The sequence below is a fragment of the Streptomyces sp. JLSY215 genome (assembly GCF_059682825.1).
Genome location: NZ_CM185022.1, coordinates 4,519,974 through 4,539,806 on the forward strand (window position 1 = coordinate 4,519,974; position 19,833 = coordinate 4,539,806).

The following is a 19,833-nucleotide window of genomic DNA, read 5'->3' on the forward strand; positions in this document are numbered from 1 at the left end:
AGGTAGACAAACGCGCAGGTGGGCGGCGGTTCCGGAGCGATCCGGGGCCGCCGCCCACTCGTGTGTTGTCGCACCCTGGAGCGCCCCTGCCCGGCCGGGAATCAGCCCGTGTGCACGAGACGTGGACGGGGAATGCGTGGCCTGGACGGGGGACGGGGGCGAAGCTCAGCACGCGGCATCACCGGCCGGACCAGTGGGGAACGCTCATCACCGTTGAGGGGACAGGACGTTCATGCGGTTAGCGCACGGGGTGCCGCTTGCCCGGAAGACGACCTTGGGCATCGGAGGTCCGGCGGCGGTGTTCGCCGATCTTGGGGACTTGGCTGACTTCCCGGAGTTCGTTGCCCTCGCCGATGCCTTGCCCGGCGCGCCGACCTGTCTGGGGGCCGGCAGCAATGCGCTGGTCGCGGACGTGGGGTGTTCGTCGCCGGTGCTGCGGATGAACACGAGGGGTGTGCGGTTCGTGGGAGAGGCGGCCGACGGCCGGAGCCTGGTGGAGGTGCAGGCCGGCCACCCCCTGTCCGATCTGGTCGACACGGCCGTCGGTCACGGGCTGATCGGCTTGGAGATGCTCGCGGGTATTCCTGGGACCGTCGGTGCCACGCCGGTGCAGAACGTCGGCGCGTATGGCCAGGAGATCTCCGACACGCTGGTTGCGGTGACGGCCTGGGACTGGGTGTTGCGCCGCCGCGTCACCCTCGACGCGGCCGCATGCGGGCTGGGGCATCGCACCAGCGTCTTCAAGGGCCGCGGCCGCTGGACCCTGCTGACGGTGACCTTCGCCCTGCGGAAGTCCGTGCTCAGTGCCCCTGTCACGTATCGCATGGTCGCCGAGCGGCTTGATGTGCCGGTCGGCAGCCGGGTTCCGACGGTCGAGGCGGTCCGGGCGGTGCTGGCCGTCCGGAGGGGCAAGGGCATGGTGCTGGGGTGCTCAGGCGCCGACCGCCGGACGGTCGGCAGTGTCTTCTTCAGCCCCGAAGTGACGCCGGCCCAGGCCAGATGGCTGCAGGGCGAGGGCGCTTCCCTCAACCGTTTTCCCGACGGCTCGACGAGGGTGAGTGCGAGCTGGCTGATGCGGCGGGCGGGCTTCGCCCTGGGCAGCCCCGTTGCCGAGGGCGTCCGCGTCTCGTCCCTGCACCACACCCTGGTCGCCGACGAGGGTGCGACCGCGGCGGGCTTCACCGAAGCCATCGACGTCGTCACCCAACAGGTGCTGGCGTGCACCGGCATACGGCTCACGCCGGAGATCGACTTTCTCGGTGATTGGCCTCAGAAAGGGGATACCCCCGAGGACTGCGGGCAACGGGGTCCCCGACAGGCTGCCTAGAGCCGTCGTTCTCCCGCTGGTTCCCGCAGGTCAGGTTCCCTGCCGCTGCACCCGGGCACTTCCGCGACCGGGATCCACGGGCTCCGGCGGGGCCCCTCGCCCGACGGCGGCGGCTGGGCCTCAGTGCGCCCGTGGCCGGCTCGCCCGAGGACGACTCGCCAGAGAAACCGACGGACCTGACGGACGGTCGGGCGAGTACACGTCCGTGATCCAGGAATATGCCTTTTGCGGGGAAAGGTGCAGTTCCATTGCTTTCGGATTTCCATTGGCGAGTGAAATCAAAAAAGCGCAAAGATGGTTGCCAGGTTTCGAAGTGCGTGACTAGGGTCAGGGCACTCGCAGAGAGTTGTTGAGACCAAAGCGCATCGGGGGCGGGACGGTTTCGCTTGAATCCTCACCTGGCCTCCAAAGAAGGGGGAATGATGAGGAACAAGGTGCGAGCGGCTTGTGTGACCGCAGCCGCTGCTGTTACCGCGAGCATTCTTGCGGCGCCTGCTGCATCCGCGGACGTGACCCCGAAGGCGTCCGAATATGTCTGCACCTCAAAGCACTCGGGGAACACCGCGTCAGCCAAGTGCGCCAACCTCGCAAACATCGACCAGTACCGGGTCAAGGTGACCTGTATTGACTCCCGAGGGGTTCAGGACCACACCTACGGGCCTTGGAAGAACGGCCGCAGCGGGGAATGGTCGACCAAGTCCTGCCCCGGGTCGGGTTACTTCTACAAGGCCGGTTACCAGGTCGAACTCGGCTGAGTGTCGACCGTGCCGTGGAGTCAAAGCCTAGATTTTGAGCGGAGTTCAGAGTGAACAAGATGAGGGCCGGCCTCGTTGTTGCGGGGATAGTCATGGGTTCGGGCGTCTTCGCGCCTTCGGCTGGGGCGACTGAGGTCGGAATCAAGTCGGCAGACTGCAACACATGGTCCAGGGGGGAAACCGGATACGCCTACTGTTCCGGCCTTGGGACGGTCGGTGCGCACCGAGTCAAGGTTGTATGTACGGATATTCGAGGCGTTGAGGACACCACCTACGGTCCGTGGGTCGCCAACGCGAAGACGTCGAGCAAGCATTGCCCGGGGGCGTCGTACCTTGTTCGTGTCGGCTCGGTGATCCAGGACTGAATGAGGCATCTCCATTGAGTGGTGATGCTTCGCCTTCAGAAGGGGTGTCTCGCTTTGGCGGGGCGCCCCTTCTGCGTGCCGTTCGGCCTCGGCCTTGGGAGTGGGCGGACGGGACGGTGCATTCATTCGCCTGGCTAATTGCTGGGTGCTGGATGAATGGGTGAATGCGTGCGCGATGGGGGAAACGCTTAGGGCTCGGGAAATGGGGGTGGGTTGTCGAGGTGGTGAGGTATTGTCGCGGTGAGTGGAGTGACTGGGTGTTTTGATGGATTGTGGGGCGGGTGCGCGATGGTGGTGATTCGGCGGGCGGAGGCGTCGGACGGGCGGCGGCTCGGGCGGATGGTTCGGAGCTCCGGTGCTTATCAGGGGCCGTATTCCTCGATGGTTGAGGGGTATCGGATGGGGGCCGATTACATAGCGGTGCATCGGGTGTTTGTGGCGGTGGAGGGGGTGGGCGAGGGAAGGGTGCTCGGGTTCTACTCGTTGATCGTTGATCCGCCGGAGCTGGATTTGTTGTTTGTGGCTGATCATGCGCAGGGGATGGGCGTCGGGCGGCTGCTTATTGATCACATGCTGGGCGAGGCGCGGCGGGCGGGGATCGACCGTGTACGGGTGGTGTCGCATCCGCCTGCCGAGGGGTTTTACCGGAGTGTGGGGGCGCAGCGGACCGGTACGGAATGGGCGAGGCCGCCGGCGGTGATGTGGGATCGGCCGGAGCTTGTGATTCCGGTGGGGGTGGGATCCGATGCGGTCGCTGGGGAATCTTCGGGCGGATGAGTGTTCTTCCGGTCCATGAGCGTTCTTCGGGCTGATGAGCGTTTTTTCGGGGGCGGGGATTTGATTGGAGTGTGGGGGGATTCTTCGGGGTGGGGAATTCTTCCAGGGGGAAGGGCACTTCGGGGGGTGGGGATTCTTTGGGGCGTTGTGGAAGTTTTCAGGTGTGGGAGGGGGGCTGGGTTGGTTTGGTGAGTGGTGTTCGGGGTGGGCTTAACTCGTTGGCGTGTTGAGGGTTTTGTCGCGACGATGGGGTCATGAGTACGTCACGGACTTTTGAGGAACTGGTGGCCGAGGCCGACGCCGTATCGGTCGCGGGATGGGATTTTTCCTGGCTGGCGGGCCGGGCCACGGAGGAGCGGCCTTCGTGGGGTTATCAGCGGGCGGTGAGTGGGCGGTTGGCGGGGGCGTCGGCCGCGTTGGACGTGCAGACCGGGGGCGGTGAGGTGCTGGCGGAGGCGGAGAAGCTGCCGCCCGTGATGGTGGCCACCGAGTCCTGGCCGCCGAATGTCGGCAAGGCCACCGCGCTGCTGCATCCGCTCGGCGCCGTTGTGGTGGCCGATGTGGACGAGCCGCCGCTGCCGTTCGCCGACGGCGCCTTCGACCTGGTGACCAGCCGTCATCCGGTGACGGTGTGGTGGGAGGAGATCGCGCGGGTGCTTCGGCCCGGGGGCACGTACTTCTCCCAACAGGTCGGCCCGGCCAGCGTGTTCGAGCTGGTGGAGTACTTCCTGGGGCCGCAGCCGGAGGAGGTACGGCGCGCCCGCCACCCCGAGGACGCCCGCCGGGACGCGGAGGCGGCGGGGCTGGAAGTGGTCGATCTGCGCGCGGAGTCGCTGCGGACCGAGTTCTTCGATATCGGGGCGGTCGTTTACTTTCTGCGGAAGGTGATCTGGATGGTGCCCGGCTTCACCGTCGACGGATATCGGGAGCGACTGCGGGAGTTGGACGAGCTGATCCGCCGTGAGGGGGCTTTTGTGGCCCATACGACGCGGTTTTTGATCGAGGCGCGTAAGCCCGTCCGTTCCGCCTGAGGCCGTCCGTTCTGCCTGGGGTCGTCCATTCCGCCTGAGCCCGTCCGTTCCGCCCGCGCCGGTCCGTGGAAGCTCAGCCCATCCGTTCCGTGTGAGCCCACGGGTTCCCGGTGGGCCTGCCCGTTCCACGTGCGCCTGGGGTGTGTCGGGCATCGTCCTGGCCCGAGTGCGTCATGGGCGCTTGGGGCTTCCCTGGTGGCGGCCCGCCGAGGCGAGGGTGGCCCGTGCCTCCTGTTCGGACAGTCCCGTATGGCATGCGGCCTCGATCAGCCGGGCGGCCAGCTCCTGGGCCAGTCCGGCCTCGTGCGCGCGGCAGGCGGCCCAGAAGAGGCGGGCGTTTCGCTGGCCCTCGGGGGATGTGCGGACGAAGCGTACGAGGGCCGAGGCGGGCTGCGGCGGGATGGCGGAGGGGGCCTCGTGGCGCGGCGGCGGGGGAGTGAGAAGGGCGAGCAGGGCGTGCGGGGCGGGGGCCGGCACGCGGGGTGCGCCGGGCGCGAGCACATAGCGGCCACGGGCCGTGAGGGAGCCGGGGCCGACCAGATAGCCGCCGGCCCCGCGGATGTCGATGCCCGGGGCGAGCCGTCCGACGGAGTTGGGCACGGCGGGCGACGGCGGGCCCGTGAACCAGAGATGGCGACCGCCGCTCGGGGTGCGGACCGTCACCGTCGGCGGCAGCGGGAAGTGGTGCGCCTCGGCGATGAAGCGCAGGGCCGTGAGGGCGTCGGCGCCGTTCTTGGTGTCGAGGTCGACGCCGATGAGGTGGTGCGGGGGCAGGCCGCAGGCGATGCCGTATCCGGTGGCCCAGGGGGCCGCGGCGAACATCCGGCGGATGGTGAGCGGGTCGCTGCTCGCGTCATGGACGCCGTGCCCGATCCGGCCGCAGGCGCCGCGGCAGGGCGGCGACTCGGGGTGGCCGCGGTGCGGTGAGCGGACGGCGGGGTGCTTGGTGCGGGTCAGCGGGATGACGGCGTAACCGCGCTCGGCGGCGTGCAGGGCATGGGCGAGGGCGGCGGAATGGGGGTCTCCGCTGTGCATGGGGGTGCCCCCTGCGCCAGCCGGGTCGAGGGCTTGGGGGAGCGGTTGAGGGCTCGGGGCAGGGTCCGGATGGGGGCGGGCCGGTGGGCGCCGGTCGGGCCGGGGTCCGGTGGGGGGCTCGGTGGGCGGTGGTGCGGCGGCATTGCTTCGTGGCGTGCCCATGGCTCCATTTTCGTATAAATGTTCGAGAAAAGGAAGGGGGGAGTGGCCGGGGGAGGGGGTGAATGGGCAGGTCAGAAGGGTTCTGGGGCGTGTTCGGGGGCGCTGGGGCGCGGAGATGGTTTATCCGATGTTCCTCATACTTGCGAGGGAATCGACCCTTGGTGACGGGTTCGCCGGGGATTCGGTGGGCAATCCTGAGGTCGCGACGTCGAGGCACACGCCGGGTGGTCGGCCAACTACCCGGTGAGCAAGTGGAGTTGGCAAACGGAGTTGGTACTCGGAATTGGCAGTCGGAGCTGGCGAACGGGCCGGATTCGGCGGAGCCGGGCAGGTTGAGCAGGCCGAGCGGCTTGAGCAGGACGAGCAGCTCGAGCGGGCTCAGCCGGCCGGGCGGGTCGGAATCCGGCGGTGTCAGGTCCGTGGGTCAGATCCGGTGAGCAAGCAGTTCAGATCCCGAAGTTGTGTTCCGTAGGAGGAAATGACATGGCAAGCACTCGTACCGCCCGCGTCATCGCTGTCGCCGCCGCGCTGCCCTTCGCGGCCGTTCTCTTCAGCGGTGTGGCGCAGGCCGACAATGGCGGCCTTGCGAACAACGGGTCGAGCGCGGCCGCAGTGAGCCAGACGGGGACCGGTGTCGCCGGCCACAACCACGGAAACTCGACCACCGGCCAGCAGGTCGCCAACGGTGCCGGCGCCTCCAACCAGAACAACACCGCGAGCGTGAACGGCTCCGGGTTCACGGCCATCGACCAGGACAACGCCTCCGTCAGCTTCGGCAACAACATCGGCTGAGCCCTCACCGGGCCCCGGATGAGCAGGGGATATGCCGGCGCTGCGAGGGGGAGCGGCGGCTGACCGCAAGGTGATGCGGCAGGTGATCTGTCGGGGTCGGTGTGGCGGGCGGGACTGTCCGGGGTTCACCGCACCGACCTTGACAGCGAGCGGGTTTCTGACGGACAGTCAGAAACCCGCTCGCTCGTTCGTACGCCCGGATCCCCTGCGCACCGGACGTACGGCCACCAGAAGGGGAGGCCGCCGACGTGCACCTCGCCCCCACCGCGCGCCAGGAGCAGTTGCGTAGCGAACTCCGCGCCTACTTCCGGGAGGTGCTGCCCGACGGCCCGGTCGAGGACCCCGCCGGGCAGCGCGCGGTCCTCCGCCGGATCGGCGCCGACGGCATGCTGGGCCTGGGGTGGCCGACCGAGTACGGCGGCCAGGGGCGCGGCCCCGACGAACAGTTCGTCTTCTTCGACGAGGCCTACCGTGCGGGCGCGCCCGTCTCGATGGTCACCCTCAACACCGTCGGCCCGACCCTGATGAAGTACGGGACCCGGCGCCAGAAGGACTTCTTCCTGCCGCGGATCCTCAGCGGCGAGATCGTCTTCGCGATCGGCTACACGGAACCGGGGGCGGGCACCGACCTCGCCGCCCTCCGCACCCGCGCCGTACGGGACCACCGGGATGCCGAGCAGGGCCAGGACTGGCTGATCGACGGGGGCAAGAGCTTCACCAGCAACGCCCACCAGGCCGACTGGATCTGGCTGGCCTGCCGCACCGACCCGGACGCCCCCAAGCACAAGGGCATCTCCATCATCCTGGTCCCCACCGATGCGCCCGGCTTCTCCTGGACCCCGATCGAGACCGTCGGCGGGCTGACGACCACCGCCACGTACTACGACGGCGTACGCGTCCCGGCCGGGAATCTCGTCGGCGAGGAGAACGCCGGCTGGCAGCTGATCACCAATCAGCTCAACCACGAACGGGTCGCGTTGGCGGCGATCGGCATGCAGGCCGAGGACTCCTTCGACGCGGCGCTGGCATACGCCCGGACGCCGGACCCGGAGACCGGCGAGCGGCCCGCGGACCGGCCGTGGGTGCGGTCGCGGCTCGCCGAGGCGCACGCCCGGCTCGCCGCCACCCGGCTGCTGAACTGGCGGCTGGTCGGCGATGTGGGCGCCGGAACGCTCGGCCCCGGCGACGCCAGCGGCGTGAAATTCGCCGGTACGGAGAGCACCGTCGAGGTCTACCGGATGTGCCAGGAGGCGGTCGGCGACGCCGCCCTCGTACGGCGGGGATCGCCGGGCGCCTTCGGGGACGGCGAGCTGGAGCGGATGAACCGTGCGGCGCAGATCAACACCTTTGGGGGCGGCGTGAGCGAGGTCCAGCGGGAGATCGTGGCGACGATGCGGCTGGGGATGCGGAGGGGGCGGCGATGACCGGGATCCCGTACGAGCGGCTCCAGGCCTTCGAGGGGCGGGCGACGGCCGCCGCCGGCCGCGGCAAGGACCCGGTCAACGAGCCGATGATCAGGCACTGGTGCGAGGCGATGGGCGACACCAACCCCGCCTACCAGGGCCCCGACGCGATCGCCCCGCCGACGATGCTCCAGGCCTGGACGATGGCCGGGCTCTCCGGGTACGCGGACCGCTCGGGCGCGTACGACGAGCTGTCCCGGCTGCTGGACGACGCCGGGTACACCTCGATCGTCGCCACCGACTGCGAGCAGGAGTACCGGCGCCCGCTGCGCCCCGGGGACCGGGTCGCGTTCGCCGGGGTGATCGAGTCCGTGTCGGAGCGCAAGACGACCAAGCTGGGGACCGGGCACTTCATCACGACCCGGATGGACGTCCGGGTGGACGGCGATCCGGAGCCGGTGGGGACGCACCGGTTCCGCGTCCTCAAGTACGCGCCGGCGCCGAAGAAGCCACGGGGCAAGCGGCCGCGGCCGGTGATCAACCGGGACAACGCCGGGTTCTGGGAGGGGGTGGGCGAGCACCGGCTGCTGATCCAGCGGTGTGGCGGGTGCGCGACGCTCCGCTTCCCCTGGCTGCCCGGATGCAACGCGTGCGGGTCGGGGGAGTGGGACACCGTCGAGGCGAGCGGCGAGGGCACGGTCCACTCGTACGTCGTCATGCACCATCCGTCCTTCCCCGCCTTCGCGATGCCCGATCAGACCGGGGACACGGCGGGGCCCTATGCCGTCGCCCTGGTCGAGCTCGCCGAAGGGGTGCGGATGGTCAGCAATGTGACCGGGGTGCCGTACGACAAGGTGCGCATCGGGATGCCGGTGCGGCTGGAATTCCTGCGGGTGGACGGGGAGTGGGAGCTTCCGGTGTTCCGCGCGACGGCGGGGAGCTGTGGCTGATGGACTTCACGCCCACGGAGGAGCAGGCCGCGGCCCAGGAGCTCGCGGCGCGGATCTTCGGCGATCTCGCCACGCACGAACGGCTCGCGGCCGCCGGGACCGGCTCGGACGCCGAGCTGTGGAAGGCCCTGTGCGCGGCCGGGCTGCCGGGCGCGGTCGAGGAGATCGGGCTGCTGGGGCTGGTACTGCTGCTGGAGGAGCAGGGGCGGGTCACGGCGCAGGTGCCGTTCGCCGCGACCTGCGTGTACGGCGTGCTGGCGCTCGCCCGGCACGGTACGGACGAGCAGCGCGCGCGGCTGCTGCCCGGTCTGCGGGACGGCGCCCAGGTGGCGACGGGCGCGTTTCCGGCGCAGCCCGGCGTACGGGCCGAGGGGCGGCCGGGCGGGCCGGGGCGGCTGACCGGCGCGGTCGGGGCGGTGCCGTGGCTGCGCGAGGCCACCCATGTCCTGGTGGCGGACGCCCGGCGGACGCTGTGGCTGGTGCGGACCGATGCGGCGGGGGTGCGGCGGGAGCCGGTGGAGACGACCGCGCCGTGGTCGGCGGGGCGGCTCGTCCTGGACGGGGCGCCCGGCGAGCGGCTGGGCGGGATTGGCGCGTACGCCGATGTGCTGGCCGTCGCCCGTACCGCCTGCGCCGCCCTCCAGGCCGGGGTGTGCGCGGGCTCCCTGGCGCGCGCGGTCGCGCACACCACCACCCGCGAACAGTTCGGACGCCCGCTCTCCACCAACCAGGGCGTGCTGCTGCGGGCCGCCGACGCGCACATGGACACCGAGGCGATCCGGGTCACCGCGTACGAGGCGGGCTGGCGCCGGGACGCGGGGCTGGACGCCGCCGCGCACGCGCTGACCGCCGCCTGGTGGGCCGCCGAGGCGGGCGTCCGGGTGGTGCACGCGGGCCAGCATCTGCACGGCGGTATCGGCGCCGACATCGACCATCCCGTACACCGGCACTTCCTCTGGGGCCGCCAGCTGGCCGCCTATCTGGGGCCCGGTGCCCAGCTTCTGGAAGAACTCGGCGAGTTGCTGACCAAGGAGGAGGACCGGGCATGAGAGCCGGTGACGAGCTGCCGCAGCTCACCGTCCCCATCACCCGCACCCTGATCGTCGCCGGCGCCCTCGCCTCCCGCGACTATCAGGACGTGCACCACGACGCCGAGCTCGCCAAGGAGAAGGGCTCGCCCGACATCTTCATGAACATCCTCACCACCAACGGCCTGGTCGGCCGCTACATCACCGACCACTTCGGGCCCACCGCCGTACTGCGGAAGGTGGCGATACGGCTCGGCGCGCCCAACTACCCGGGAGACACGATGGTGTTGAGCGGCACGGTCACCGCCGTCGACGACGGTACGGCGCAGGTGCAGGTGATCGGCGCCAATGGGCTCGGCCGGCACGTCACGGGCACGGTCACCGTCCAGCTGGGAGCCGACCGATGAGCCTGCGCCGACCCGACTCCCTCTCCGGCCGCGCCGCCATCGCCGGCATCGGCGCCACCGAGTTCTCCAAGGACTCCGGCCGCAGCGAACTCAAGCTCGCCGTCGAGGCCGTCCACGCCGCCCTCGACGACGCCGGACTCACCCCCGCCGACGTCGACGGCCTGGTCACCTTCACCATGGACACCAACCCCGAGATCACCGTCGCCCAGGCGGCCGGCATCGGCGAGCTGTCCTTCTTCTCACGCGTCCACTACGGGGGCGGCGCGGCCTGTGCCACCGTTCAGCAGGCGGCCCTGGCCGTCGCCACCGGCATCGCCGACGTCGTCGTCTGCTACCGCGCCTTCAACGAGCGCTCCGGCCGCCGCTTCGGCTCCGGGGTCCAGCACCGCGAGCCGTCCGCCGAGGGTGCGGCGCTCGGCTGGAACCTCCCCTACGGGCTGCTCACGCCCGCGTCCTGGGTCGCCATGGCCGCCCAGCGCTATCTGCACACCTACGGTCTGACGCCGGACGCCTTCGGCCCGGTCGCCGTCACCGACCGTCGCCATGCGGCCCGTAACCCCGCCGCGTACTTCTACGGCAGGCCCATCACCCTCGCCGACCACGCCGCCTCCCGGTGGATCGTGGAGCCGCTGCGGCTGCTGGACTGCTGCCAGGAGACCGACGGCGGCCAGGCGATCGTCGTGACGTCCCCGGAGCGGGCCCGTGATCTGCGCCAACGGCCCGCGCTGATCACGGCCGCGGCGCAGGGGGCCGGCCGGGCGCAGGAGCAGATGACCAGCTTCTACCGCGACGATCTGACGGGACTTCCCGAAATGAACGTCGTCGCCCGGCAGTTGTGGCGCACCTCCGGCCTCGCCCCCGCCGATGTCGACGTCGCGATCCTCTACGACCACTTCACGCCGTTCGTGCTGATGCAGCTGGAGGAATTCGGGTTCTGCGGGCCCGGTGAGGCCGCCGATTTCGTCGCCTCGGACGCGCTGCCGCTCAACACCCACGGCGGGCAGCTGGGCGAGGCGTATCTGCACGGCATGAACGGCATCGCGGAGGCGGTGCGGCAGCTGCGCGGCACGTCCGTCAATCAGGTACCGGATGCGGCGCAGGTGCTGGTGACCGCGGGGACCGGGGTGCCGACCTCGGGGCTGGTGCTGGGCCGGGACGGCTGACGGGATGCAACCGCGCCGGGCGCGGTCACCTAGGGGTTGTCGCCGGTCCGTCCCCCCTGAGGAGGTACCGCGTGAGCCACTCGTACAACTTGAGAGGGAGAGGTCTTCGGCACCTGGGGCCGATCCCTCACCCCCTGCCCCGCTTCTAGCGTGGATCCCATGACCACGCCAGTGTGCAAGAGGGCTTCGGCCGCCGCTGTGTACCCGTCGTTCTCGTCCTACGTACGGGCCCGGGGGCCGGTCCTGCTGCGCGCCGCGCGGTCGCTGTCCGGCAATCCGAACGACGCCGAGGACCTGCTCCAGACGGCGCTCACCAAGACCTTCGTGGCATGGGAGCGGATCGAGGACCACCGCGCGCTGGACGGCTACGTCCGCCGCGCGCTGATCAACACCCGCACGTCCCAGTGGCGCAAGCGCAAGGTCGAGGAGTACGTCTGCGACGAACTGCCCGAGCCGGAGACGACACCGGCCCCCGACCCGGCCGAGCTGCAGGGCCTGCGCGACGCGATGTGGCGCGCGGTGATGCGGCTGCCCGCCCGTCAGCGGGCCATGGTCGTCCTGCGGTATTACGAGGACCTCAGCGAGGTTCAGACCGCCGAGGTCATGGAGGTCTCGGTCGGTACGGTCAAGAGCGCCGTGTCCCGCGCCCTGGCCAAGCTCCGGGAGGATCCGGAGCTGGCGATGATCGGGTAGGGGCGCGCCGCGACCGGCACCGGCCGGGCGCCGGCGACCGGCGCCGGCGGAAAAATCCCGAGGCGGCACGGCCCGGCTGCACTACCTTGGCGCGATGTCCGAACCGCGCACCGAACTGCGAACCGAGCGCCTGATACTCCGCGGCTGGCGGGAGTCCGACCTCGCCCCCTGGGCGGCGATGAACGCCGACCCCGAGGTCCGCGCCTACTTCCCGGACGTGCTCACGCGCGCGCAGAGCGAGGCATCGGCGGCCCGCTTCCAGGCCGATATCGACCGGCGGGGCTGGGGGTGGTGGGCGGTGGAGGTGCGTGCCACCGGCGCGTTCATCGGGTTCACCGGCCTGGACCCGGTGGACGAGGACATGCCGTTCACCGGGGTGGAGGCCGGCTGGCGGCTGGCGCGGCGGGCCTGGGGCCACGGCTACGCCACGGAGGCTGCCCGGGCCGTACTGTCCTTCGGCTTCGGGACCCTCGCCCTGCCCGAGATCCTCGCCGTCACGTCCGCCGCCAACCTCCGTTCCCAGGCGGTGATGCGCCGCATCGGCATGCGCCACGACCCCGCCGACGACTTCGACGACCCGACGTTCCCCGAGGGCCCCCTGCGCCGCAGCGTGGTGTACCGGATCTCGGCCGCACGGTAACGGCCCCGGTTACCTCCCCCGGCTCACCAGGAGTCTGCCCACCGCCTGTTCCAGCTCCGCGATGCGGTCGGCGAGGCTGGTGGGCTCGGCGCCCTGGGCCTCGCGCAGCATGGTTTCGATCTCGGTGAGTTGGCCGACGACGTCCGCCAGGCGGGCGGCCTCGCCGGCCCCGGCCGTGGTGAGGGCGTCCTGCCCCGGGGGGATGGCGGGCTCCGGTGACAGTGAGGCGGGGGAGGCCGCCGGGGTCTCTGTCACCACGGCGGGCTCCGGGAGCTCGGTGGCTTCCCTGGCCTCCCTGGCCTCCCTGGCCTCCATGGGCTGCGCGGTCTGGGGCGGGCCGGCGGGGGCGGGCGGAGGGCCGGCGGGCGCCGGTGTCTGCGTGGGGTGGTCGGCGGGTGCCGGGGTCAGCTGCTCGGTCTCCTCCTCCGAGGTCAGCAGTCGTTTCAACTGCTCTGCCTGGGCGGCGAGTTGGCGGTTCTTGCGGTGCAGTTCGAGGAAGACGTTGACCTTGGTGCGCAGCAGCCACGGGTCGAAGGGCTTGACGAGGAAGTCGGCCGCGCCGACCGTGTAGCCGCGGTAGGCGTAGTTGGGGTCCACGGAGGCGCCGGTCAGCAGGATGATCGGGACGTCCTTGGTCTGGTCGAGGCCCTTGATGTTGGCGGCGGTCTCGAAGCCGTTCATGCCCGGCATCAGCACGTCGATGAGGACCACCGCGAACTCCTGGCGCAGCATCGCCTTGAGCGCCTCCTCGCCCGAGCGCGCGCGGACCACGTGCTGGCTGAGCGACCCGAGGACGGCCTCGAGGGCGACCAGGTTCTCTTCCATGTCGTCGACGATGAGGATGCTGGTGGTGCTGTCGGGTGTGGTGGTCATGTGGCCTCTCCCGCCGCGCCGGTGGCGTCACCGCCGACACCGGCCGCCGCATCGGTCGTTTCGGCCGCCGCCCCGGCCGCTTCGGGCTCCGGCCGTACGACGTCGGTACGGTCCTGCGGATCCAGGAGGCGGCAGATCACGGCCAGCAGCCGGTCGACGTCGACCGGCTTGGGGATGTAGTCGTCGGCCCCGCTCTCGATCGCCTTCTCGCGGTCGCCCGGCATGGCCTTCGCGGTGAGGGCGATGACCGGCAGGTCCGCGAAGCGGGGTGCGTGACGGATCGCCTTGATCATCTCGTAGCCATCCATTTCGGGCATCATGATGTCCATCAGGATCAGCGAGACATCGGGCGTCCGGTCCAGGACCTCAAGGCCCTCGCGGCCGTTCTCCGCGTACTTCACGCTGATGCCGACCCGGCCCAGGACGTGCGTGAGGGCGAAGACGTTGCGGATGTCGTCGTCGACGATGAGGATGCGGCGGTTGGCCAGCACCCGGCCGGGGCGGCCGCTCAGCCATTCCCTGAGCCTGGTGGTCTCCGGCCAGGCGACGTCCGAGCCGTCGGGCCGCGGGGCGGACTGGACTCCGGCGAGGGTGGGGGCTTCCGGCGTCGGGAGGCCGTCCGCGCGGTGTTCGGCGAGCGCGTCCTCGGTGGTTTCCGCGGTGGCGGCCGTCTGCTCGGTGGCCTGTTCGCCCGGCGCGGCAACCTCACGGTGCGTAGCGGTGTTCTCACGTACAGGAGGTAGGGCGGCGGGGGTCGCGGCCGGGGAGACGGAGAGGGGGGTGGCGCTGCTGTAGCGGGCGGGGACGAAGAGGGTGAAGGTCGAGCCGATGCCGGGCTCGCTTTCGGCGATGATCCGGCCGCCGAGCAGGGCGGCCATGTCGCGGCTGATGGAGAGGCCGAGGCCGGTGCCGCCGTACTTGCGGTTGGTGGTGCCGTCGGACTGCTGGAACGCCTCGAAGATGCCGTCGAGTTTCTCCGCCGGGATGCCGATGCCGGTGTCCTTGACCGCGAGGGCGATGACGACATCGGCGTTGCGCAGGGACTCCTCGGTGAAGCCCACGGAGGGGACGCGTTCGACGCTGAGCTCGACGCCGCCGGTGGAGGTGAACTTCACGGCGTTGGAGAGGAGGTTGCGCAGGATCTGCTGGAGGCGCTGTTCGTCGGAGTACAGCTCGTGGGGGACGCCCTCGCCGACCTTGACGTTGAAGGAGAGGCCGCGGTCGACGGTGAGCGGGCGGAAGGTCGCCCGGACGTAGTCGAGGAGCTTGTCCAGGGGGAGCGCCTTGGGGTGGACGTCCATCCTCCCCGCCTCGATCTTCGACAGGTCGAGGATGTCGTTGATGAGCTGGAGGAGGTCGGAGCCGGCGCGGTGGATGGTGACCGCGAACTCCACCTCCTGTGCGGAGAGCCGGCTGTCGGGGTTGTCGGCGAGGAGGCGGGAGAGCACGAGCAGGGAGTTGAGGGGGGTGCGCAGTTCGTGCGACATATTGGCGAGGAATTCGGACTTGTACTGGGAGGACGTGGCCAGCAGTGCGGCCTTCTCCTCCAGCTCGGCGTTGGTGAGCTGCAGCTCGTCGGAGCGCTGGCGCAGCTCGGCGGTCAGCCGCTGCGACTCCGAAAGGAGGGACTCGGTACGGGAGTTGGCGATGATGGTGTTGATGGAGACGCCGATGGTGTTGGCGAACTGGTCGATGAAGGCGAGGTGCACTTCGCTGAACCTGCTGAACGACGCCAGCTCGATCACGCCGAGCACCTGGTCCTCGAAGAGGACGGGCAGGATGACGACGCTGGCGGGGGCGGCGGCGCCGAGGCCGGAGCGGATGGTGATGTAGTCCGGGGGGACGGCGTCGACGAGGATGCGCTTCTTCTCCATCGCGGCCTGGGTGATCAGGCCCCAGCCGGGGGCGCCGGGGCTGGGCAGCGAGCGCCGCCCGTCGGCCTGCTCGGTTCCGTAGCCGGCGATGAACTCCAGTCCTTCGCCCGGCTCTGCGCCCGCCTCAGCCAGGAAGAAGGCGCCGAACTGCGCGTTCACCAGCGGTGTCAGCTCGCGCAGGATCAGATCGGCGACCTCGACCAGGTCGCGGTGGCCCTGCATCAGGCCGGCGATACGGGTGAGGTTGGACTCCAGCCAGTCCTTGGCGCGGGTGGTCTCGCGGAGGTTGGCCACCATGAGGTTGACGTTGTTCTTCAGTGCGGCGACCTCGCCCTGGGCCTCCACGGAGATGGAGCCGGACATATCGCCCTGGGTGACCGCGCTGGCGACTTCGGCGATCGCGCGGACCTGCGTGGTCAGGTTCAGCGCCAGCTCGTTGACGCTGGTGGTGAGCTTCTTCCAGGTGCCGTAGACGCCCTCGACCCGGGCCTGGCCGCCCAGCTGGCCCTCGCTGCCCACCTCGCGGGCGACGCGGGTCACCTCGGAGGAGAACGACGACAGGGTGTCGACCATGGTGTTGATGGTGGTCTTCAGCTCCAGGATCTCGCCGCGCGCATCCACGTCGATCTTCTTCGACAGGTCGCCCTTCGCCACGGCCGTGGCGACCTGCGCGATGTTGCGGACCTGGGAGGTCAGGTTGTCGGCCATGGAGTTGACGTTGTCGGTGAGGTTCTTCCAGACCCCCGATACGCCGTGGACCTGCGCGCGGCCGCCCAGCCTGCCCTCGGTGCCGACCTCGCGGGCCACGCGGGTGACCTCGTCCGCGAACGCCCGCAGCTGCTGGACCATGGTGTTCACGGTCTCCTTCAGCTCCAGGATCTCGCCCCGGGCGTCCACGTCGATCTTCTTCGACAGGTCGCCGTTGGCCACGGCGGTCGTCACCTGCGCGATGTTGCGGACCTGGGAGGTCAGGTTGAGCGCCATCGAGTTGACGTTGTCGGTGAGGTCCTTCCAGACTCCGGATACGCCCCTGACCTGCGCCTGACCGCCGAGGTTGCCTTCGGTGCCGACCTCGCGGGCGACGCGGGTGACCTCGTCGGCGAAGGCGGACAGCTGGTCGACCATGGTGTTGATCGTGGTCTTGAGCTCCAGGATCTCGCCCTTGGCCTCCACGGTGATCGTCTTGCCGAGGTCGCCCTCCGCGACGGCCGTGGCCACCAGAGCGATGTTGCGGACCTGGGTGGTCAGGTTGTCGGCCATGAAGTTGACGCTGTCGGTGAGGTCCTTCCAGACTCCGGATACGCCCCTGACCTGCGCGCGGCCGCCCAGCCTGCCTTCGGTGCCGACCTCGCGGGCCACGCGGGTGACCTCGTCGGCGAAGGCGGACAGCTGGTCGACCATCGTGTTGACCGTCGACTTGAGCTGCAGGATCTCGCCCTGCGCATCCACGGTGATCTTCTGGCTGAGGTCGCCGTTGGCCACTGCCGTGGTCACCTGCGCGATGTTGCGGACCTGCCAGGTCAGGTTGGACGCCATGAAGTTGACGTTGTCGGTGAGGTCCTTCCAGACTCCGGATACGCCCCTGACCTGCGCGCGGCCGCCCAGCTGGCCTTCCGTGCCGACCTCGCGGGCCACGCGGGTGACCTCGTCGGCGAAGGCCCGCAGCTGGTCGACCATCTTGTTCACGGTCAGCTTCAGCTCCAGCAGCTCGCCGGTGGCCTCGACCGTCACCTGCTGGGTCAGGTCGCCGCGCGCCACCGCCGTGGTGACGACCGCGATGTCCCGCACCTGCGCCGTCAGCCGCGACGCCATGGTGTTGACCGCCTCGGTCACATGCAGCCAGTCACCGGAGAGGCCCTGGGCCTTGGCCCGGCCGCCGAGCCGGCCTTCCGTGCCGACCTCGCGGGCCACTCGCGTGACCTCGCCGGTGAACAGCGACAGCTGGTCCACCATGCGGTTGACGCCGCTGCCCAGGCGGCGCAGATCGCCGCGGAGCTGGCGGTTGCCGTGGTGCAGATCGACGTGCTGGGTCAGATCGCCGTCCGCCACCGCGTCCAGCACCCGAGTGGCCTTCGAGATCGGGACCACAAGAGCGTCGAGCATGGTGTTGGCCGCGTCGACATTGCCCGTCCAGCCGCCCTGGCCGGGGCTCGCCGTGATCCGTTCGTCCACCCTGCCCTGCCGGACGATCTCGCGCCGGACCCGCTGCAGCTCATCGGCCAGATGGGCGTTACGCGCCACGATCTGGTGGAAGACCCCCGCGATATCGGCCAGCGCCCCGTCATGGACGCCGTCCGCGCGCGCCGTGAAATCCCCGTCGCACAGGGCGTGCATGGCCGCCAGCAGCTGCCGCAGATCGCCGGTGCGGATCTGCTGCAGGTCGCCCGTCATCGACTGCGGCGCGCGCGTGTCCCCCTCCTGCCCGTCAGGTGTGGTGTCGCAGGGGGCAGGAGAGGGGGAATGTGCCGGGTGCGGAGGTGGAGAAGCGGAGTCGGGCCGGGCCGGGTCGAGGGCCATGGCACACCATCCCCCCAGTGATCCATTTGGGCAGATATGTCATAGTATAAAGCGCTCACCATTAGTTCTTCCCAGGCGTTCCCGGGGGGTGCAGTGGGGCCGTTGTCCGCACCCGCGACGGAAGCCGTGTCCCGGAAGGGGCTGCCGGCGAATCAGCTCGCGCCCGCCGGTGCCCGGAAATTCGTCCGGACGGTGCTCATGGAGCGGGCCCGGCGGCGCCCGGTCACCCCGTGGGCCGCGGCGCTCACCGAGCGCTTCATCGACGACGTCCTGCTCCTGGTGAGCGAACTGGTCACCAACGCCGTCATGTACGCCGGTACGGAGATCGACGTGACCTGCCGCCTGGAGCCGGCCGGGGAGCCGGACGGGGCGTCGCGGGACGGCGGCAAGCGCGCCGACGGCGGGACCGCCCACCCGGACGACCGCCCCGCCGTCATGGGCGTCGTCGTCGAGGTGGCCGACCGGCACCCCTCCCGGGGCGTACACGGCGGGGTGGATGCCCGCAGCGGGGAGCCCGGCTACGGCCTCCAGCTGGTCAGCGCGGTGGCCGATGCCTGGGGCGTCACCTACCGGCAGTCCGAGAAGACGGTGTGGTTCCGCCTCGTGGCCAGGGAGGGCGAGCCCGAGGTCCCCGGCCCCCCGCCGCCCGCCCGGCCCCGCGGCGCCGGGCGCACCACACATCCCCCGCCCGGTCATCCCGCCGTCGCCTCCCGCGCACACGCCGCCGAATGGGCCGACCGCGGCGGCCCGTCGTTTCTGGCCGAGACCAGCGAGCTGCTGGCGGGGCAGCTCGACCAGGAAATGGTCACCGCGCTCGCGGCCCAGCTGCTCGTCCCCCGCCTCGCCGACTGGTGCGCCATCTGGCTGAACACCGAGGGCTCCGAAATGCGGCTGTCCCGGGTCTGGCACGTCGACGAGCGGCGCATCCTGCCGCTCCGCGCCGACCTGGAGCGGGACACCCCGTCCTTCGGCGTCCGCACCGCCGGCACCCCCTGGCCCTGGCCGGAAAGCGCCGGCGCCCAGCGCACCGGCGGCTCGGCGCTGGCCTTCCCCCTGGTGGCCCGGGACACCGAGCAGGGCCTCCTGCTGCTCGGCCGGGCCGGGCAGCTGCAGATGACCGACACCGTCGTACGGATGGTGGAGGACGTGGCCCGGCGGGTGGCCCAGGCCGTGTTCACCGCCCGCCAGTACACCCGGCAGACCACCATCAGCCAGGCGCTCCAGCGCCGCCAGCTGCCCGCGTCGCTGGCCAGCATCGAGGGCGTCGACACGGCCATCGTCTACGAGCCGCACGGCGAGGGGCAGACCGTCGGCGGCGACTTCTACGACATCTTCCCGATGGGCGAACACCGCTGGTGCTTCCTGCTCGGGGACGTCCAGGGCAAGGACCCGGAGGCGATGTCGGTCACCGGACTGGCCCGCCATCTGGTGCGGCTGCTGGCCCGCGAGGGGCACGGCGTGGAGTCCGTGCTCGACCGGCTGAACACCGCGATGGCCGAGGACAGTGCGGAGGCCGTGGAGCTGAGCGGCGAACAGGCCAGCTCCCGCTTCCTGAGCCTGCTCTACGGCGAGCTGGAGGTCGAACCGGGCGTGGCCGGCGCCCACTGCACGGTCGCCACCGCCGGCCATCCGCCGCCGCTGCATCTGTTCGGCGACGGGCGGGTGGAGCCGGCCTCCGACCCCCAAATGCTCCTGGGCATCGACGAGGGCACGGAGTTCCAGGCCAGCTCCTTCGACCTCGCCCCCGGCGAAACCCTCCTCTGCGTCACCGACGGCGTCACCGAACGCCGCTGCGGCAACTGGCAGTTGGACGACAACGACGGCCTGGCCGACATCCTCCGGGACGGCATCGGGCTGGGCGCCAAGGCGCTGGCCGAACACGTACGGCGCGCGGCGCACGACTTCGGCACCGGGCCGGTGGAGGACGATCTGTCGGTGCTGGTGCTCCAGGCGGTCCGGGGCGGGAACGGACGGCGGGGCGCGAGCGCGGCGACCTGACCGGGCGCCGTGCCGCCGAGGCGCGTACGGCGGCGCGTGGGCA

The 19,833-nt window shown here is 70.6% G+C and carries 16 protein-coding genes; 13 read left to right on the top strand and 3 right to left on the bottom strand.

Annotated features, from left to right (window positions below; genetic code table 11):
• Window positions 1-232 precede the first annotated feature (232 nt).
• From AC5677_RS20175 to AC5677_RS20190, 4 genes are all read left to right on the top strand, one after another.
• Entirely contained in the window at window positions 233-1,327 is a 1,095-nt protein-coding gene (locus tag AC5677_RS20175; RefSeq protein WP_497196402.1) for a UDP-N-acetylmuramate dehydrogenase, read from the top strand.
• A gap of 449 nt (window positions 1,328-1,776) precedes the next feature.
• Window positions 1,777-2,082, top strand: coding sequence for a hypothetical protein (locus AC5677_RS20180; RefSeq protein WP_497196403.1), 306 nt, complete (start codon window positions 1,777-1,779; stop codon window positions 2,080-2,082).
• Between the two features lie 653 nt (window positions 2,083-2,735).
• A complete protein-coding gene (locus AC5677_RS20185; protein WP_497196404.1) occupies window positions 2,736-3,224 on the top strand; it encodes a GNAT family N-acetyltransferase in 489 nt (162 codons plus the stop codon).
• A gap of 254 nt (window positions 3,225-3,478) precedes the next feature.
• The gene (locus AC5677_RS20190; RefSeq protein ID WP_497196405.1) at window positions 3,479-4,255 is read left to right on the top strand and encodes a class I SAM-dependent methyltransferase; all 777 of its coding nucleotides are present in this window, start codon (window positions 3,479-3,481) and stop codon (window positions 4,253-4,255) included.
• A gap of 171 nt (window positions 4,256-4,426) precedes the next feature.
• Here AC5677_RS20190 and AC5677_RS20195 read toward each other — a convergent pair whose 3' ends face one another.
• A complete protein-coding gene (locus AC5677_RS20195) occupies window positions 4,427-5,290 on the bottom strand; it encodes a bifunctional DNA primase/polymerase (protein ID WP_497196406.1) in 864 nt (287 codons plus the stop codon).
• A gap of 645 nt (window positions 5,291-5,935) precedes the next feature.
• Between AC5677_RS20195 and AC5677_RS20200 the strand changes: the two genes are divergently transcribed.
• From AC5677_RS20200 to AC5677_RS20235, 8 genes are all read left to right on the top strand, one after another.
• Complete coding sequence (locus AC5677_RS20200; RefSeq protein ID WP_497196407.1) at window positions 5,936-6,244, top strand: hypothetical protein; 309 nt, start codon at window positions 5,936-5,938, stop codon at window positions 6,242-6,244.
• 248 nt (window positions 6,245-6,492) lie between these two features.
• Window positions 6,493-7,668 (top strand): acyl-CoA dehydrogenase family protein, encoded by a 1,176-nt coding sequence (locus AC5677_RS20205; protein ID WP_497196408.1) that lies wholly within the window; start codon window positions 6,493-6,495, stop codon window positions 7,666-7,668.
• The gene (locus AC5677_RS20210; RefSeq protein WP_497196409.1) at window positions 7,665-8,597 is read left to right on the top strand and encodes a bifunctional MaoC family dehydratase N-terminal/OB-fold nucleic acid binding domain-containing protein; all 933 of its coding nucleotides are present in this window, start codon (window positions 7,665-7,667) and stop codon (window positions 8,595-8,597) included. The genes AC5677_RS20205 and AC5677_RS20210 overlap by 4 nt, the downstream gene beginning before the upstream one ends.
• Window positions 8,597-9,646, top strand: coding sequence for an acyl-CoA dehydrogenase family protein (locus AC5677_RS20215; RefSeq protein ID WP_497196410.1), 1,050 nt, complete (start codon window positions 8,597-8,599; stop codon window positions 9,644-9,646). Before AC5677_RS20210 ends, AC5677_RS20215 begins: the two co-directional genes overlap by 1 nt.
• Entirely contained in the window at window positions 9,643-10,032 is a 390-nt protein-coding gene (locus AC5677_RS20220; protein ID WP_497196411.1) for a MaoC family dehydratase, read from the top strand. Before AC5677_RS20215 ends, AC5677_RS20220 begins: the two co-directional genes overlap by 4 nt.
• Window positions 10,029-11,195 (top strand): lipid-transfer protein, encoded by a 1,167-nt coding sequence (locus AC5677_RS20225; protein ID WP_497196412.1) that lies wholly within the window; start codon window positions 10,029-10,031, stop codon window positions 11,193-11,195. The genes AC5677_RS20220 and AC5677_RS20225 overlap by 4 nt, the downstream gene beginning before the upstream one ends.
• A 159-nt stretch (window positions 11,196-11,354) precedes the next feature.
• Window positions 11,355-11,888: a SigE family RNA polymerase sigma factor gene (locus AC5677_RS20230; RefSeq protein WP_497196413.1), complete on the top strand. Its 534-nt coding sequence runs from the start codon at window positions 11,355-11,357 to the stop codon at window positions 11,886-11,888.
• A gap of 94 nt (window positions 11,889-11,982) precedes the next feature.
• Window positions 11,983-12,528: a GNAT family N-acetyltransferase gene (locus tag AC5677_RS20235; RefSeq protein ID WP_497196414.1), complete on the top strand. Its 546-nt coding sequence runs from the start codon at window positions 11,983-11,985 to the stop codon at window positions 12,526-12,528.
• 9 nt (window positions 12,529-12,537) lie between these two features.
• Here the strand turns inward: AC5677_RS20235 and AC5677_RS20240 are convergent, their stop codons facing one another.
• Together AC5677_RS20240 and AC5677_RS20245 are read right to left on the bottom strand one after the other, a co-directional pair.
• On the bottom strand, window positions 12,538-13,401 hold the full coding sequence (locus AC5677_RS20240; RefSeq protein ID WP_497196415.1) for a response regulator: 864 nt from the start codon (window positions 13,399-13,401) through the stop codon (window positions 12,538-12,540).
• Window positions 13,398-17,666 carry a HAMP domain-containing protein gene (locus AC5677_RS20245; RefSeq protein ID WP_497196416.1) on the bottom strand — a complete coding sequence of 1,423 codons (4,269 nt, stop codon included), beginning with the start codon at window positions 17,664-17,666 and terminating at the stop codon, window positions 13,398-13,400. The genes AC5677_RS20240 and AC5677_RS20245 overlap by 4 nt, the downstream gene beginning before the upstream one ends.
• 219 nt (window positions 17,667-17,885) lie before the next feature.
• Here AC5677_RS20245 and AC5677_RS20250 point away from each other — a divergent pair, with 219 nt between their 5' ends.
• Window positions 17,886-19,790 (top strand): SpoIIE family protein phosphatase, encoded by a 1,905-nt coding sequence (locus tag AC5677_RS20250; RefSeq protein ID WP_497196417.1) that lies wholly within the window; start codon window positions 17,886-17,888, stop codon window positions 19,788-19,790.
• Window positions 19,791-19,833 lie beyond the last annotated feature (43 nt).

Coding starts and splice junctions, on each gene's coding strand:
- AC5677_RS20175 (WP_497196402.1), top strand. CDS start 233: ATGCGGTTAGCGCACGGGGTGCCGCTTGCCCGGAAGACGACCTTGGGC.
- AC5677_RS20185 (WP_497196404.1), top strand. CDS start 2,736: ATGGTGGTGATTCGGCGGGCGGAGGCGTCGGACGGGCGGCGGCTCGGG.
- AC5677_RS20190 (WP_497196405.1), top strand. CDS start 3,479: ATGAGTACGTCACGGACTTTTGAGGAACTGGTGGCCGAGGCCGACGCC.
- AC5677_RS20195 (WP_497196406.1), bottom strand. CDS start 5,290: ATGCACAGCGGAGACCCCCATTCCGCCGCCCTCGCCCATGCCCTGCAC.
- AC5677_RS20200 (WP_497196407.1), top strand. CDS start 5,936: ATGGCAAGCACTCGTACCGCCCGCGTCATCGCTGTCGCCGCCGCGCTG.
- AC5677_RS20210 (WP_497196409.1), top strand. CDS start 7,665: ATGACCGGGATCCCGTACGAGCGGCTCCAGGCCTTCGAGGGGCGGGCG.
- AC5677_RS20215 (WP_497196410.1), top strand. CDS start 8,597: ATGGACTTCACGCCCACGGAGGAGCAGGCCGCGGCCCAGGAGCTCGCG.
- AC5677_RS20220 (WP_497196411.1), top strand. CDS start 9,643: ATGAGAGCCGGTGACGAGCTGCCGCAGCTCACCGTCCCCATCACCCGC.
- AC5677_RS20225 (WP_497196412.1), top strand. CDS start 10,029: ATGAGCCTGCGCCGACCCGACTCCCTCTCCGGCCGCGCCGCCATCGCC.
- AC5677_RS20230 (WP_497196413.1), top strand. CDS start 11,355: ATGACCACGCCAGTGTGCAAGAGGGCTTCGGCCGCCGCTGTGTACCCG.
- AC5677_RS20235 (WP_497196414.1), top strand. CDS start 11,983: ATGTCCGAACCGCGCACCGAACTGCGAACCGAGCGCCTGATACTCCGC.
- AC5677_RS20240 (WP_497196415.1), bottom strand. CDS start 13,401: ATGACCACCACACCCGACAGCACCACCAGCATCCTCATCGTCGACGAC.
- AC5677_RS20245 (WP_497196416.1), bottom strand. CDS start 17,666: ATGACGGGCGACCTGCAGCAGATCCGCACCGGCGATCTGCGGCAGCTG.